Origin of the sequence: Bacillus timonensis (assembly GCF_000285535.1) — a bacterium.
GTDB classification, from domain to species: Bacteria; Bacillota; Bacilli; order Bacillales; family Bacillaceae_L; genus Ferdinandcohnia; species Ferdinandcohnia timonensis.
The window spans coordinates 658,550-675,947 of the sequence record NZ_HE610986.1; the positions used below are offsets into that span (position 1 = coordinate 658,550).

Here is a 17,398-nt window from a genome sequence, read left to right on the forward strand (position 1 = left end):
TTCCCCCTTAAACTTTATTCACTTGAAAGTAATCTTCCTATCTTCCATTCAAGAATACCTATGAAAATGCAGTAATATTTTTCTAGTAAATTATAACTACAAGACTCGAAAACTCTTGTCGATTTCTGTCGTTCCTTGTTAAAAATGTATTATTTAGGTTTAGACCATCAAGAAATTTCTATTTATCAAAGTTTTCTGCTATTTTATCCATTACTTTTATACTAATATATGGAACTTTACTCCCAAATATAGTAATATAGCAATATGTTTTTGTAAAATTATTGAAGGGAAGGGTAATTTTGAAGAAAATAGCAATTCTTTTATCGAAGATTGTATTTGTTGCATTATTGTTTTTTGGCCTCTCACCTCAAGACACAAATGCACAAACTCTTGCAGCAAATAATGCAAGAATTTCTGGTGGAGACCGTTATGAAACAGCAGTAACTATCTCCAAAACAGGTTGGGCAAACGGCTCGAATACTGCAGTTATCGCTCGGGGGGATCTTTACCCAGATGCACTATCCGGTGCACCGTTGGCTACTAAGCTGAACGCTCCTATCTTGTTAACGCGCTCAGATAAGCTAAATTCAGTAACAAAAGCTGAATTAACAAGATTAAAAGTTAAAAATGTTATATTGCTCGGTGGAGAGGGAGCGATTAACAATGGTGTAAAAAAAGAAATTGAAAAAATGGGCATTACTGTTAAAAGAATTTCTGGAGCAACACGTTACCAAACAGCATTACAAATTGCAAAGGAATTAAAGCCTGCGAAAAACGAAGTAGTCTTAGCAACAGGCGCAAACTTTCCGGATGCTCTTGCAATTGCACCTTATGCTTCCGAACATTCTGTTCCAATTCTATTAACTGCTCCAAAGAAGATTGACAATGGGGTTCTAGACTATACGAAACAATTCTCTTCAGTAACAATCATTGGTGGAACCAATGCAATTGATCCATCAATCGAGAAAAAATTCACAAATGCTACTCGTATCAAAGGTAAGGATAGATACGAAACTGCCTCTACAATCGTTCGTGAATTGTATAACGAAAACAAGAAAATCTATATTAGTACAGGCGCCAATTTCCCTGACGCACTAACCGGTTCGGTATTAGCAGCTAAAAACAAAACTGGTATTCTACTAACCAAGAAATCATCTATACCTGATAGTCTTAACATTGTATTTCCACAACAAAAGGTAAATAGCTTCCAAGTATTTGGTGGTAAAGGTGTGGTTGAAGAGAAAGTCATTACTGATTTACAAAAATTATTGGTTTCTTTCAAGGGTACTATCGGTGGAGGGGAAGTCTCTACCAAGGCTAAATTTTTAACCGAGAAAGAAGCAACAGAATTTGAGAAAAATGCGATAAATGTAACAGTAGGAGATAATGGTTCACTTACATACGTAATCAAAGATGCTTCTAAATTCTCCTTTAAAAAGGATGATTTAGTTTTCTTCCCTCCAAGTGAAGAAAATCCTACTGGAATGATCGTTCAGGTAATGAAATCCACAAAAACGAGTAACGGACAACTTCAATTACAAGTGGGTCAACCTGCTATAGAAGATGTGTTTAGTGAACTTAATATTCAACTTGACCAATATCTTACAACTGATCAATTAGTGGATATGAATTTAGAAGACGGTGTTTCCTTAAAAGTTGGCGATCAGACTGTTCAATCAATGGAGGAATTTTACCAACTTAAACAGGCTAATCAATTTTTAGCATCTTCCGACAAAATGTATTTATCTTTTAATTTGGATTTAGACTCGCTCCTTAAACCAAAAACGGATTCAGATGCTGGCACAGGTAGTGAGGACGATAGTGATTTTGTGGTAGGTTCAACTCAAAAAGATTTAGCCCTATCCGGATCATTTGAAATCGATAAAATTAAACCCGTTGCAGATGTAAAACGTTCGAAGATTGCAAAGAAGTGGAAAAGTTTTGACTTTGGCATCACTTATAACTCAACAGCAAAGATGGACCTTACAGGAAAACTGAAAGGTATTTACGGACTTAAAAACAATACCAATTACGGAATTGGTGACGACGATTCATGGGTACAATTAGAAGGTGTAGAAAGAGATGATCGATTATCTCTAGCTAGCTTCACATTTGTACCTGGGCCAGTTGTTGTACAAGGTTCCGGTCTTGGGGATGGTGGATACAAAAAGGTACCGGTTGGAATTACCCTATTCATCACGACTACATTAGAAGGAAAATTCAACATCGATCTACACATCGGCTATGTCAAAACGGACAAAACAAATATGGGAATCAAATGGGACAAAAAATCAGATGATTTTGACCCATATTGGAATGTGACACCTGTAAAAAATGAAGTAACCGGAGATGTAAAAGGTGCCATTGCACTTACTAAAAAATATGGAGCAGATGTCGCTCTAAATGTAGGTGGACTTCTACCAGCAGTTCTAGAAAATGATTTTAACATGAGCAATACCGCTAAAGGCGAAGGATATCTCAAACTTAATTTATTAAATGGAACAGTTGAAAAAGACGGCTGTGTATCGAATGATTTTGATATCAGTTTACAATCAAGAGTAAAGTATCGACTAGCTGTAAAGCTTTGGTCCATTGAAGCCGGACGTGAAGGGGAATTTGAAATTGGAACTCTACCAATCTATAACAACAAACAAGAGTTCTGTGTAAATTCCGGAACATTAAAGGGTGAAATTAAAGATGCTGTTACAGACCTTCCTTTAAAAGATGTTAATGTTACAATCCTTAAGGACAACTTCCCTGTAAAAACATTAAAATCTGATAACGAAGGAAAATATGAAATTAAACTTTTTAATGGCACCTATGATGTTACTTATACAAAAGATGGATACTCAAAGCTACAGTATTACAATGTAGAGATTGATAGCAATCAGGTTAAACATAACCCGAAAATGAGGTTATTAAGTAACGACTACGTCAATTCCCCAGGTTCAATTGGCGGTATTATCATAAATGCATTGAACGGGGATGAGCTGGAGGGTGCGAAAGTCCAACTCCGCAAAGGCCATAATGTGCGTTCTGGTGAGGTTGTCAAAACAATTCAAACGGATGAATATGGTGAATACGTAGTTGAAAATCTACAAGCTGGTTACTATACGGCTGAAGTATCTAAGGAAGGATTCAACAAAACGTATATTGATGTAATTTCAATTGGTGGACAAGAAACATATGACTATCATGCGACATTACGTCCAATTCTTGCAGATGGAGAAATTTCCATTATCTTGACATGGGGAGACACACCTCGGGACTTAGATTCACACTTAACTGGACCAGTTGTAAATGGTAATGATCGCTTCCATATTTATTTTGGAAATAAAAATTATTATTCAGGTGGCCAATTAATCGCGAATTTAGACCGAGATGATGTAACATCCTATGGTCCTGAAACAGTTACGATTAATCAACAGTCAGCTGGGACATACAGCTATTACGTTCGTGATTACACGAATCGTTACAATGAGACTAGTACGGGTCTTTCGAACTCAGGAGCAAAAGTTGATGTCTACTTCGGTAATGAGTTAGTCAAAACATTCTACGCACCTACCAACCAAACTGGTACTGTGTGGAAAGTGTTTGATTTAAACGGCACTACGATTACACCTATTAATGAAATGTATGGAGAATATTCAACTATTCAAAGTGTAGGTAACAACCCTGGTATCGAACCTGCAGTTTGGAATTCATTACTAGAAGAAAAAACATATGAATAAAATGGTAGGAAGGAAGACTAAATCGTCTTCCTTCTTTTTTAGGAGATTAAACCGAGTATGATAATAAAAAGATAGATAGCACTTCCAGCACCAAGAATTATCGCACGAAAAACCTTGTTCATCGGATGGTCTTTCCCATTTTTAATTAGTAATGTATCTTGATCAAACGTTACATCTGGATTCATTTTTTGGATTTGGTCAAGTAATAGTTTCGTATTTTTGGATAAAGAAAGAAAAGAAAATGGAAGGTATACTTTTTTACCAGAAAGATATTCAAAAGTCACATACGGGAATCGTTGGAACCCTTCCCCAATTTCATGTTGTCTGACATGTTTCCGATAGACACTTCGGATCCCTTCCAACGAGTATGACATTTTTTTCAGACCCATTATGTATACCATTTTCTTTTGATAAATGACAATTCGGTGTTTGTAAAACATAATAGGGATGAAGATTATGGGGAGCAACGGAAGGGATACGACCAAGATAACCAATGGATCGTCCATAAACAATACCTTTCTGGCGTTACTCAACCATGCAAGACTACCAAGAACAATATAGTAAACTGTTATAAATAAACTTCTAGAAATAAGACCAATCTTCATAGTACTCTCCTAACCGATGATGAACAGAATCATCTTTATAGACATTTGATTTGCAATTACTTCCATATTATATTATCCTACAGGACTTTGTACACAGATATTTTGAACTATAAAAAAAGAAACGGCTCCAGAAAAAAGCCGTTTCCAAAAGTCTACTTAGCTACAAAATAGTTTATTAAATAGTCTGCCCAAACCTTATGCCCTTTTTCACTAGGCAATCCATCAACCAGATAATCCTCTATATCATCCGTTTGATGATCAGGCCAAGCTGTCCAATGATCTAAATAAATATAACCATTTTGCTCGGCAAATCCTTTTAATTCTTGTACCTCATTCGGATAATAAGTAGCCTTCAATAATGGATTTGCAGGCTGTAGCAAGACTGTTAATTCTGGTAGTTGATTATAAAAATCAGTAAGCATTGTCGTAAGATTTTCTAACCGATCATCCATTGTTACCAAACCATTGTCGGCTAATATAAAGGGTTCAAGTAATAGAACATCCGGTTTAAGATCAATAACCTCTTGGTATAATTCCTCTGTTACAACTGTTTCGGAGGTAAGATTCGGATATTCATGAATCGAAACCTCAAATACATCCTTACCGTATGTATTTTCTAGCTCCTGCTTGAATAATGTCGGCCATCCGTTTGGATCTTCTGGTGTAGACGCTGACCCCATAATTACAAGTTTTAGCGGTTCTTTTGATTGAATGGCTAATTCAATTTTCGACACAACTTCCTCAGGTAAATTCTTTGTATAAGCTATTAAATCTTCTTTAGGTGTTTCCCCTTTTTTCTTATCCGAAGCATCTTTACCACTTATTCCTTCAGCTTTCGAGTTTTTTAGCTGTGACTCTGCCTTAGTGGTTGCTTCAATTTTACTATCCCAATGAACCTTTCCCGCTATAATTACTGCTAACGAAAGAACGGAAACAAAGATAACTATTAGTTTTTTCAAGCCATTACCTCCTCGAAACACAAGATTCCTAGTTTAGATTATACAACAAATTGCGTACTCTTTTTAGTAGTTTTAGACATTTCCTGTAATATTTCCACGGAAATTGTTGGAATGCGTTGTTATTTTACAAAATGTAAACAAGGTTTTCCCCAATTACATCAAAACAAACCCGAAATCTCTTCCTTTGAAAAATAAAAAGAGGAACCAAGTCAAATATCCTTGATTCCTAAAACAATCAGTTAATTCATTAAATCTACTACTTGATTTAGTACTTTATCATCAATTCCACCGCCGATTTGGTGAACTTGATTCGTTTTATAGTTTGAAATGACTTTTGATTGTGAACTGTCTACCTTTGAAGAAACTAATAACACCGGTACCTTCCATTTTGCAGCTAAAGGACCCGCTGAAAGTGCATCTACTAGTTTTACAGTATCTGAGTGTGCAACCATAATAGATTGCATTTCTGAATTTTTATAGAACGCTTGAATGACTTGTGCATTCGTCACTTGACGCGTTTTTCCGCTTAGTCGATTGTTAAGTACATTTTGACTTGTGATTTTATTCATTTCATTAATGATCTCAGGTCCAACAACAGTCGTACCCCCGATAAAGTACGATGACTTTAAAGCTTCTGCCTTCAGCCATTGATACGTTTTTTTTGGTACTGATTTTTTTTCTGTTAAAATAATTGGTTGTTTCGTTTGGCCGGATTGGGCCGCAATTGATAATGCATCTGGCTCTCCAAAGCCATATGCCAGATAGGTAGTGTGAACATCAACCAATTTATCAAGTTGTTGAGCAATCAGTAATGACGTATCATATCGACTCTTTCCACCGATTCGTGTTACGTTGAGTCCTTTTGAAGTTAGAGCTTTTTTTACATCATCTGAAATAACACCTGTTCCTCCAATTAAAATAACCTTTTTCGCTTTAAGTCGTTGGATTTCCTGTGCTGTTTCGCTTGGTAATTTATCTTTTCTCGTTAATAAGATTGGTGCATCTTCTGCGGATGCTAATGGTGTCGCTGTTAAACCGTCTGCAATTGCTGCGCCGTTTACAAGTAAGACCGTGTCGGCTTTTGACCATCCTGCTTGTGAAACCTGAACCGCTGTTTGATATCTTGTTTTACCAACAAGTTTTTCAAGAGGTGGACGTTTATCTGTTACCTTTACCTTTGTCAAAGCACTCGCATTACCTGCTTTATCTGTCGAAGTAACTTCGATTGTAGTGCCTGCTGTTTGCTTCTTGATAACCATACTAAATTTACCCTTAGAATCCGCTGATGCTCTACCGATTTCTTTGCCTGCTACCTTTGCGATAACAACTGTAGAAGCCTCAGTACTTCCAGTTAGCACTTCATCTAAATCTGTAATACCGTTAACCTTGGGAGCCGTTGGGGCTGTCGCATCTACGACCGTTACTTTTGTAGCTGGACTTACATTTCCAGCATTATCTTTCGCTGTTACTTCAACCACTGTTCCTGCTTTTTGTTTTGATATGGCAACTGAAAACTTTGCCTTGGCTATCAACATTCCCTGTCCACGTGTTTGTTCCAGCTTTAACGGTTACCTTTGCACCCTTTTCGGCTGTTCCCGTTACTGTTGTGGATTGGTCGGTTACTCGGTTTACCTGTGGAGCCGCTGGTGCTGTCGCATCTACGACCGTTACTCTTGTTGGTTCACTCACGTTTTGAGAGGAATCCTCTGCAAACACATCAATTACTGTCCCTGCTTTTTGTCTTGAAATTGCAATTGTAAAATTACCTGAACTTCCGGCAGTTGCCCTTCCAATTTCTGTTCCCCCAACCTTCGCGTACACAATTGCGTTAGCTTCCGCAGTACCAGCTATTAATGTATCAGTATCATCAACCGAATTCACTGCTGGCTTTCCAGGAGGTGTCGTATCGCCTTGATCCTTTTCTAATAATGTGTACGTAATATCTGTACCTTTATCAGCTGGGACATTAAAACCTTCCTCTGAATTGAAGGTCGTAACAATGGATCCTCCACCCCTTAATGCTGCATAGTTTCCATTGTAAATTTTCTCTTTAAGTGCATCAAAGAACGTATCCCCTTTAAAGCCATATAACCCCGTTGGTTCTTTTAAAAGCAATGCAATTCTAAAGTTTGTCATTAACTTTCCAAAAGTCATATCTGGACTAATGTATTTTTTAGCAATATTTTCAATCGCATAATAGTCATTTGCTGAGTCTTCCATTATTTCTTTAAAAATACGATTTCCTTGCCCAGCTTGGATTTTTATATACTGCATAAATAAATAAGACAATGAATAATTGGACAACGTATCTCCACCCCAATAGAGAAGTGAATGTCCATTTTGAATAGAAGCTGATGTATTATAATAATTTAATCTATCTGAAAGTCCACTGCCAGAATATATTTGATCTGCGGCTTCAGATAATCCTTCATTTAGCCATGTCGGCATATAGTCATTTCCTTCTACGAGTACATTCTGATTAAAGTTGACCATATGTTGAAATTCATGGGCTAATGTGCCATATGCTTGTGATACATCCTTAGATGAATTAAATCCCATGGTTGGGTATGTATCAATGTAAAAAATTTCTGACTCATTGGAATAGGAAGTATTGTACAAGTCTCTAGATGAAAAATAACCAGCAACATATCCCCCACTTCCCGTAAATCCATCTTGAATATCAAATGTTAAAATGTTAATTTTCCCATCCTGATTCACATCAGATTCTTTCGCAAAATGAGAAGTAATCGGTTCATAGATATTATTATCAAATTCCTTCCCGAGAGTCACTGCCTCAGCATCGGAAATTTGATTGTTATGTACCCAAACATTTGCTTTCGAGCCACTGTATGCCAATCTTGCATTAATTGTTGAATGTCCATTTGTTTGTAAATTGACTACCCAAAAGGATTTACTCTCTCCTACACTATATGATTGGAAAATCGATTTGGAGTTTTTTTGAAACAAATTAACATCTTCACTTGCAGGATCAAATGGAATATTTGCATCCATTCGATAGGCACCTTGCTTTAATTGACTATCAAATGTATAAGGGATATCTTTCACATTAAAAGTTCCAGTTGATTGTGCATATTCTCCACTTGTAGATTCATTACTAATCACCGCATATCGATTGTCGGGAGCAGCCTGATCATCACCCGCTGAATAATATGGATTAGTAACCTTAAAAGTAGCAGAATCTGCATAATAACTGTCATATTCAGTTTGTGAGACTCCAACTTTCATATAAATATAAGGTTGTGTTTCGAAATAAACGATAGGTAAACTTGAATTTAATGTAGCTGCTTGAAAGCTGGAAGTATTAAACTCACTATTTCCAAGGTATTCTAAAGTATTGGCGTTCTCTATAAAATATTCAATTGTTATAATAGCGTCTTTTTCAATAGTAGCTGTAGTTTGATAGAATAATTGAATCGTCATGTAATCTGGACCATAAGTAGATGGGATAATGTCTAAAAAGTGGAGATAATGGTTCATGCTATGACTATCTATTAAAGCACCAATCGCCCCTCCCTTGTTGATAATTGGATAACTTGTTGGATCAAGATAATTTAAATCTTTACCAACTTGTGGCATCGGTTCATCTTTAATATTCATATTCGCAAATATGTTTTGCTCATCTTCAGTATCATCAGTCATTATACCTTGTGCACTTGTCACCAAGGGTCCCATTAACAACTGAAGCGCAAGTAATAAAACAATAACTTTCTTCATCTTTCGACATCCTTCCTCATTCTTTTGAACTAGAAGTATATTACCATACAACTAGAAAATATTGTATGAAGATTACTATTTTACCAGAAAAAAGTTAAAAAGCTTGTTATCTAGCATCAATAAACTTTTTTCACGAATAAAAATAGTTCTTTTTTCCTATTACATTTTCGACAAATTTCGCCGATACTACTTTTGGTATGTAAAAATGGAAAATCTATTAATAAGGACAATATAAAAAAAGGGGACATGTTATCTAATACAATTCATTTTAGATAACTATCAATTACAAGGAGGAACTATTTTGCATAATTTTCTTACACCAGAAGAAGCTGATAGAAGAAGGAAGAGAAACAAAGTTCTACTATACTGCTTAGTTCCAATAGCAGTTATAGCGATAAGCGCACTAGTAACGATGTTAACAAACAATATTTGAGTATTACTCCAAAAAACGACAAAACACACTTGTCGTTTTTTTACGTTTATAGTTCGTATAAGAATAAAAAAGAGGCCCCCCGATAAGAGTCTGGCACCCCTTACGCATACACGTATTTCGATGTGACTCTTATTTCGGACAGCCCCTATTCGTTCATTAGCGAATATTTTTTACTGCTAATTTTGCCAACTCATTATCAACGTTTACAGCATTTTTCCCTCCAAGAAGGATAAACTCACGAATCTTCCGTTGTGCAATCGTACTTTCAATCGGCTCTGTAACCTTGCCATCCCTCACCAATAATAGTGGCGCATTTTTATCGGCAGCGAGTACAGCACCGGTTAAAGCATCTGCAAAGTTATAACCTGTTGCAACTAAAGCTTGCTGGTCACCAAAGTTAAAATTCTTAATTATTGCAGACGCCGTTTCGAAACGATCTTTACCTGATATTCTAGTTACCTTACCTGGTAATTGATTTACTACTTTATTACTTACGGCACCTGTTCCACCAATGACGTAAATAGTTGATATCCCATTTAATGCTTGTTTTGTGGGATTTGGAATTCTGTCAGCTCTTGTTAATAAAATTGGAACTCCATTTTGCGCAGCATATGGACCAACCGCTAGTGCATCCGGATAATTAAAGCCTGTTGCTACAATAGCTTTTCCTGTCTTTGAACCCAATTCCTTCGCAATTAATTGAGCAGTCTCAAAGCGGTCCACTCCACCAATTCTCCTCACTTCTTTTACCGTGGTACGAAGTTCATTTTCTACCGCTTTACTAACAGCACCCGTACTACCTAAAATAATGACTTTATTTGCTCCTAGTCTTTTAATTTCTTTTTTAGTCGACGCAGTTAGTTTATCTGTATGTGTTAATAAAATCGGAGCATCATATTTAGATGCCAATGGCGCACCGGCTAATGCATCTGGGAAGTCAAAACCTTTCGCAAGAACAACAGTATTGGCGCCTTCCTGCCAACCAGATTTTGAGATTTCAATAGCTGTATCAAAACGAGTTGAACCAGATAATCTTGACGTAATTGGTTCGATTGTACCTGATGCCACATACCCAGTTCGATTATCATCTAGTTTCACTTTATAGCGGACCCAATGGCGCTCTGGTGATTGACTAGATGTATCATAATAAATCGTTGAGTCTATGATTTCGGCAACATGCCTTTTACTAAGTGCTGTTCCTTTACCACCTGCAATTGCGTCTCTTAAGACCGTCCCAGTGACAGTGTATACTTTATCACCATTAGAGAATAGCTGTCTCGATTTTGTTAAAGGTCCTGGAACTTGATAGTGCTTTTTGTTGAATTCAAGTATTACACTATCATCTCCATGTTCATATTTAAAATCTTCTCTAGTAAATGGAAGATTTACTAGTTTTATATTGTTGTTATCAAGTTCAATCCTATTAAAAACTTCTTCTTGGTACGCTTTTGTATTTGGACTACCATCACTTTTAAAAAGCGGACTATTCTTTTCTACTAAACCATTATAGGCTAGTACAGCAAAATACCAATGTTCAATCACATCTCTTGAGTTGTCGTTAATGGTTGGGATATACCCTTCAACACCCAACTCCCATTTTTCATTTAGAATATCTAAACCCGTATCAATATTATATTGAATATCCTTTTTTAGCCTTTCCTCATCATACCCTTTATCCGTCACCTGCATGATGCCTATGCCACCATCATCTTGGACATTCGGTATCGTTTGTTTGGCATCCGTCCATTGTCTCCACGTTGACTCTTGAAAGGCAATAGCCTTTGCCACTTCTGGCGGAATACCACGTTCAATTGCACTTTCGGTTAGCATTTTATTAATATCACTACACGTAATCCTTGCCCCGTCCTCTTGACATGGGACCAAGTCAACTTGTAAAAACTCCGTTTCCTGAGTCTCTGCCGCAAACGACTGTCCTGGAAAAAAACTTATGACTAACAAAACTACCATGATAGAACTAACTATTTTTCTCATATTGCCTCCTATATTATTTATAGTTATCTATAATTCTACCATTTATATAGTAATTAACAAAGGATTAGGGAATATTTGGGGATTCTCAGGTAAATGTAAACCTTTGACTTTTCCTATTGTCATACTGAAGAAATAAGACTATAATCTTATAGAATTTACATTTTCATACAAGAAGGAGAAAAGGTATGGAGAGAACAAAAAGGAAAAAGATGAGCAAAACAAAAAAGTGGCTTATAAGTATAGCTAGTGTTATTGGAATTTTTATTGTGGGAATTGGAGGCTATGCTTTTTATCTATATCATTCCGTTGCAAATACAGTAGATACAATGCATCAGCCAATTGATCGTGATAAATCAGAGAAACGTGAAAAAGTAGTTGAATTTACAGAAAAGGAACCAATATCGGTTTTATTGATGGGGGTTGACCAACGACCTGGCGACCGTGGGCGTTCTGATACGATGATCGTTCTTACTGTTAATCCACATGACAAATCAACCAAAATGGTTAGTATTCCTCGTGATACAAGGACAGAGATTATCGGAAAAGGATTTGAAGATAAAATTAACCATGCCTATGCATTTGGCGGACCTGAAATGGCGATGGATACAGTTGAAAACTTCTTAGACATTCCAATTGATTATTTCGTACAGGTTAATATGGAAAGTTTTAAAGATATAGTTGATGCGGTTGGTGGAGTTACCGTAAATAACGACCTTGCCTTTACAGCAGGAAACTACACATTTGGCGAAGGAAAAATCACACTTGACGGAAAGGAAGCCCTAGCTTACTCACGGATGCGGAAACAAGATCCACGGGGTGACTTTGGACGCCAAGATCGCCAAAGACAAATTATAAAGGCTGTTATCGATAAAGGGGCAAGTTTTTCAACGTTAACTAATTTTGGTAACATCCTTTCCGCGCTTGGAAATAATATACAAACTAACATGAGTTTCGATGAAATGAAAGATATACAAAAGAACTACAAAGATGCTCGATTTAATATAGAACAATCCATGGTAAAAGGACAAGGGACCAAAATAGATGGCATCTACTATTACATCGTTTCCGACGAAGAGCGCACAGCCCTATCCTCCATGCTAAAAGAACACCTACAAATCGGTGAAACTGTAACACAAAAATAAAAGGGACCACAGGGACGGTTCTCCTGGTTCCATGATTTAATAAGTGCAAGGTACAACAGGAATTTTTTCATTCTTTATTTGTACCTTGCATTTTTTTGTCTTTCTCTTGCCTCTTTTCTTACAAGATTCCCTACATCAACCGACACATTTCGCACCCCTACATCGTATATATTTGTGATATGGTATATCTATATCCGGAAGGGACGATTCATTCCCCTTATCACCACCAGACAAGTATGAACTGGGACGCGGAACCTGTCCCCTGACCCACAGGTGGACCAAACCAACTGCCCCAGCAATGGAGGTTTACACATGACATCAGAGCATGAGTTTATTACGAAAACATATTATCAAACGTTACTACCTGAAACTGATAAGAGACATCCTGTAGAGGTTCTTGGTGAAGCCTATATCCTAGAGCAGGAAAAGGAACTATATGACCTGTCTTATATACGCTTTGCGCAAGGAGAAATTTACTTTCATTATAAAGACTATGAGGCTGCCATCTACAAATGGGAGAACATTAACAATGATTTAGAACCATGGGCTAAGAAAAATATTGCAGATGCCTATTATGAGCTTGGATTGCTTTCAAATGCTGAAAAAGTGTATGGCTCAATTATTACAAAAAATAAAATCCTGACAAGTGAGGTATCGTTGAGCTTATTTTCACTCTATCTTGAGGATGACAAGCTTGATGCAGCTTACCGGGTTCTGCAAGAAGCGATTGATGGAAATCCTGATTATCCCGAGCTTACTACAATTGCCAAGCATTTTTATGAGGAACAAAAGGATTGGAAAAATGCTGTTGAACTTGCAATCAATGAAGCTGAACGGACACTAGACCTAGCTTGGTTTGACACTCTTATTGACTACTGTGAGGCAGGTCATAGCAGTTCATTTACGCCTGACACTTTCGTTTCCCTTTTACGAAATCTTTATGAACTTGACCAGGCTAGATTTAAACAGCTATTAGCGGCCATATGGAAAAACTACCAACATACAGAACAATACCTAAGTTGGTTACACTCTGTCATTCAAATTATGAAGGATTTAGAAATTAACCCGTATGAGTCCTGGTATACAATCATTCAATTATTTGAGGAAGCATACATTGAACTTACAACTGGAGATTATTTATTACGAGATATCGGACAGTTGATGCCGAAGTTGCTTATCAATTGGCTGAATACAACCAATGCATCAAATGGCCTTAAAGCAGCAACAGCCATTTTAGCGTGGGATGATATCTTCCCTTCAGCTTTCAAGACTGTCATCGTCAAAGAAGCTGAGATTGTCTTGGAAAATGCGCACCATCATCCAATTTCAATGGATGAAACGTACCACTTTATGACGACAATCATCGATTGGGCTGAAAAGAATAATATCGAAGCAAGCAATCGGTTAGTATGGGGCTTCCATCAATTATTTGATAAAGAAGCAACAAACATCCTTGTCCTTGGTAAAGGGAAAGCTTCATTTGTTAACTCCATGTTAGGAGAGGAAATTTTAACGCCATCGCTTTCCAATTTTACAAGTATCCATCACGGACCAACGAGGGAACTAAGAGAAGTATCAGATACAGCTGATATTTCACGATCTGAATTCGGTGAAATCATCAATCCTGATTCGGTTGTAGAGGCAACAGTACCGTCTTCTACATTGGAAGAGTCGGGACTTCGATTAAATACAACTGGATTAAAAGAGTACTTTCAAGAAAAAGAAAAACATTTGGATACTTACAAGTGGTTGATGGAGTCCTGTTTGTAAATGACACTGACACCTTTTCAGATAATGATTTAGATTATCTCGCACAATTAAAACAAAGTGCCAAAGATACGCCAGTCCATTTTGTACTACCACATCCATCTGCTGAAAAAGAGATTAAGGAATTCTTCCCGGATGCGGTTATACATTCCGTTAGAAATGGAAACTTACTACGTGATATAAAAGCTAGCTTCCGTATCGAAAATCGGGTCGGTAAAATACTCATTTTACTTAGAAAAGTGATTTCTAGTTTGCTGAAAAAACGGATTGATGCAGAAAACAAGCTTCTTGAAGTTATCGCGCACAATGAAGAATTCATAACGAGATTAACTGGTTTTAAAAACAGTCTTCACGATAAAGAAACTGGCCAAAGTAAAGAACTAATTGATTCCTTTGAAGAGGTAATGGAAGAAACCAATAAGCAACTTTCAGAAAAGTTACCGAAAATTCTTTCAGGCTGCTCGAAATATGTAACAGAGGAAAGTAATCTCAACCAACTACACATTGAGTTAAATGAAAAAATGAATGAAGAGATTCAAAGCTTATTTGCTCAAGAGATTGTACCGAGCCTCTCTGAAAAGCTTCAAGAGTGGATCGAGAATACAAATCAAAAGTTAAGTGCTACCCAGGAGTACTTAGATGATATGACTCAGTCACTCGCGGAAGGATATCCTGAAAAAGAACTCAACTTGCAATGTGATTTCCAGGTGATCGAGGATTGGCGTCGAGATATTGGCCGCATGACCTATCAAGTTCAAATTGCGAAGGAAAACATTATGCTTCGCCACAACCCAGCACAAGTGTTGCTAAAAGGTGCCGGAAAAGTGTTAGGACTGCTTCCGCAAAAACAGCAATCCTACATGCTCAACCAATACAAACGCTATGTGGAAAGTAATTCATACTCGGACGTAATTGAATCCATCCAAACAAAGTTCTGGCAGCAATTCAACTTTTTCAAAAAGTCATTGCAGCAAGATGTAGGGTTATTCTATAAGGAACCTTTACACGAACTCTCTGGAGCGATAGACGAAACAGAAAACCGAGTCCAACAAGACAAAGAAACACTAGCGAAAATGAAAGCTAACCCAGAAGTCTACTACGACCCATTGAAATTATTCGAAACCAGACTCGTACAGTACGAACAAATTTGGAAAAAAGGCCGAAGGGACATGGGTGCTTTCCGGGACATGGGGACAGGTTCCGTGTCCCATTCTCACTAAACACACAACAGGCACAACAAGCGATTAATTTCTAACCGCTCGTTGTGCCTTATTTCTATTCTTCAATAATATTATGTAAGTGAATATATACTATAACAGCCGATTTCCGCTCTCTGAAATCAATCCAAACAAGCGATTGATTGAAATTCAGAATTAGTATGATAATTGGGGTAAACCTCTAAACAAACGTTTGTTTGAAATAAATATTCTCAATTAGTACAGATTATTCCGAAATAGAATATCATTATATAAAATATGATTCTGTTTTTATGTTTTAGACATTTTGTAAAAATACATATTTAGTTGTGTTAATATTAGGAAAAATAGACATTTCATGAGGTGGCTAAATTGGTTGTAAATGTTCTAATCTTACTAGTATTAGTTTTAGCTATTTTTGCTTCTATTGCAGCTTGGATAAATACCCAAACAATAATAAGAGATTTAACTGAAATAAAAGCAAAATTAGGAATTAAAGAAGATAAGAAACCTTCTTTTCTTGATAAAGACCTTGATAATGACTAAATACCAACTGCAATTGCAACCTTCAAATTAACAGGCAAAAATAAAAACACCTTAAGTAAAATAAGGTGTTTAAAAGAATTAGGACGAGAAACCTCTGACCCACCCAATGGCTTGGGACAAATAACCTGTCCCCCTGTCCCACTAAGGGCTTACGCTCAAACATTCAGTTAGTACGTATTCTCCGTCACTTGGGTTCTGTTTGGTGGCATTCATTGCGTCTAGATCGTTGAAGTGCCACCATTCTGAAGCTAGTGGCGTAAGGCCAGCATTGGTTAGGTACGTTTGAAGTGCAATGGCTGAATCATTCATTGTATCTGCTAACACTGCATCTTTCCAAGCTGTCGGAGATGAGGATGGAACAGGTTTCGTAAATGTAATAGACGCCAAGCTTAGTTCGTGTATTGCTGTTGGCATTGTATATTCCGTGTAATCTGTAACGTCCGTAACTAAATATTCACCAATGGCTACTTCCTCTTTTGAATCTACTTTAGCCAATGTTACATCGATGGCGTAGCCCATTTGGTGATTTGAGATGTTTCGAGCAATAAACCAACCTGTGCTCCATGGGTTCGTGTTGATGCCAGCCATCACTTCGATATCTTCATTAGCAACGTTAGTCAGTGCCTCTACCACTGCTTTTTGAACGGAATTAGGTCGAAAACCTTCGTAAATGACCAGCGTATTACCACTTGCTAATGCTTCTTGCTGTGCGAGAGCTATCTTTTTTGACATTGAATATAATACAGGCACAATAAATTCTTCTTTACCAAGTCTCTCATTAAAAGTTTTTCCCTGGTACAAAACTTCTCCAGTTATTCCCGGAATAGCTTTTCCGGAAGAAACGAACTTGGAGGAGTACGTATTTGTGTTATTGTAAATGATGGAAGGAATCACGTCTGGAAGATTAATGAAACAATAGGTATTTTCAATCCATCCTTTTGATGTCGCATTTTTTATGAACCACCAGTTTCCTTCTTCTTTTACGACCTCAAAACCTGTACCAGCTTTTAGTGTTTCAGTAGTTTCAGAGTTTAAATCGGGAGAAGTCTTTAGGTTTAAATCTACAGAAGTATAACCGGTTGCCCCATGAACAGGTAATTCCAAATCGCCCTCGTATTTGACAGGGGTGGGGATAGGATTTAATTCTTCTTCTAGTGGCGCGCTTTCTTGAACGTTCGCCGCTGCTTCTACTGATTCTTCAACTTTTGCTACATCATTTGAGCAAGCTGCAAGTACTAGTAAAAATGATAGCAGTGCAAATAATTTAAATTTAGACATATACCCTCCCCCTC

General features: G+C 37.1%; 12 protein-coding genes. 6 read left to right on the plus strand and 6 right to left on the minus strand.

What is annotated here, in order from left to right; translation table 11 throughout:
- Positions 1 to 299 precede the first annotated feature (299 nt).
- The gene (locus BTHG_RS25850) at positions 300 to 3,731 is read left to right on the plus strand and encodes a cell wall-binding repeat-containing protein (protein WP_010676965.1); all 3,432 of its coding nucleotides are present in this window, start codon (positions 300 to 302) and stop codon (positions 3,729 to 3,731) included.
- Between the two features lie 38 nt (positions 3,732 to 3,769).
- Here the strand turns inward: BTHG_RS25850 and BTHG_RS11880 are convergent, their stop codons facing one another.
- The 4 genes from BTHG_RS11880 to BTHG_RS25855 form a co-directional block, all read right to left on the minus strand.
- Entirely contained in the window at positions 3,770 to 4,336 is a 567-nt protein-coding gene (locus BTHG_RS11880; RefSeq protein ID WP_010676966.1) for a hypothetical protein, read from the minus strand.
- Between the two features lie 152 nt (positions 4,337 to 4,488).
- A complete protein-coding gene (locus BTHG_RS11885) occupies positions 4,489 to 5,295 on the minus strand; it encodes an SGNH/GDSL hydrolase family protein (protein WP_010676967.1) in 807 nt (268 codons plus the stop codon).
- Positions 5,296 to 5,534: 239 nt separating this feature from the next.
- Entirely contained in the window at positions 5,535 to 6,830 is a 1,296-nt protein-coding gene (locus tag BTHG_RS24825; RefSeq protein ID WP_010676968.1) for a cell wall-binding repeat-containing protein, read from the minus strand.
- On the minus strand, positions 6,766 to 9,030 hold the full coding sequence (locus BTHG_RS25855) for an Ig-like domain-containing protein (protein WP_010676969.1): 2,265 nt from the start codon (positions 9,028 to 9,030) through the stop codon (positions 6,766 to 6,768). Before BTHG_RS25855 ends, BTHG_RS24825 begins: the two co-directional genes overlap by 65 nt.
- 301 nt (positions 9,031 to 9,331) lie before the next feature.
- Between BTHG_RS25855 and BTHG_RS27655 the strand changes: the two genes are divergently transcribed.
- Positions 9,332 to 9,463, plus strand: coding sequence for a hypothetical protein (locus tag BTHG_RS27655; protein WP_269719492.1), 132 nt, complete (start codon positions 9,332 to 9,334; stop codon positions 9,461 to 9,463).
- 156 nt (positions 9,464 to 9,619) lie between these two features.
- Here BTHG_RS27655 and BTHG_RS25860 read toward each other — a convergent pair whose 3' ends face one another.
- A complete protein-coding gene (locus BTHG_RS25860; RefSeq protein WP_010676970.1) occupies positions 9,620 to 11,455 on the minus strand; it encodes a cell wall-binding repeat-containing protein in 1,836 nt (611 codons plus the stop codon).
- A gap of 185 nt (positions 11,456 to 11,640) precedes the next feature.
- On the opposite strand from BTHG_RS25860, the gene tagU reads away from it, so the two are divergent.
- From tagU to BTHG_RS26780, 4 genes are all read left to right on the plus strand, one after another.
- Positions 11,641 to 12,597 (plus strand): polyisoprenyl-teichoic acid--peptidoglycan teichoic acid transferase TagU, encoded by a 957-nt coding sequence (tagU, locus tag BTHG_RS11910; RefSeq protein WP_010676971.1) that lies wholly within the window; start codon positions 11,641 to 11,643, stop codon positions 12,595 to 12,597.
- Between the two features lie 312 nt (positions 12,598 to 12,909).
- Entirely contained in the window at positions 12,910 to 14,367 is a 1,458-nt protein-coding gene (locus BTHG_RS11915; protein ID WP_010676972.1) for a tetratricopeptide repeat protein, read from the plus strand.
- A complete protein-coding gene (locus BTHG_RS11920; protein ID WP_010676973.1) occupies positions 14,343 to 15,584 on the plus strand; it encodes a hypothetical protein in 1,242 nt (413 codons plus the stop codon). Before BTHG_RS11915 ends, BTHG_RS11920 begins: the two co-directional genes overlap by 25 nt.
- Positions 15,585 to 15,932: 348 nt before the next feature.
- Positions 15,933 to 16,106, plus strand: a complete 174-nt coding sequence (locus tag BTHG_RS26780) for a hypothetical protein (protein ID WP_157256183.1) — start codon at positions 15,933 to 15,935, stop codon at positions 16,104 to 16,106.
- Positions 16,107 to 16,247: 141 nt separating this feature from the next.
- On the opposite strand, the gene BTHG_RS11935 is transcribed toward BTHG_RS26780, so the two are convergent.
- Positions 16,248 to 17,384: a M15 family metallopeptidase gene (locus BTHG_RS11935; protein ID WP_010676974.1), complete on the minus strand. Its 1,137-nt coding sequence runs from the start codon at positions 17,382 to 17,384 to the stop codon at positions 16,248 to 16,250.
- Positions 17,385 to 17,398: the final 14 nt, after the last annotated feature.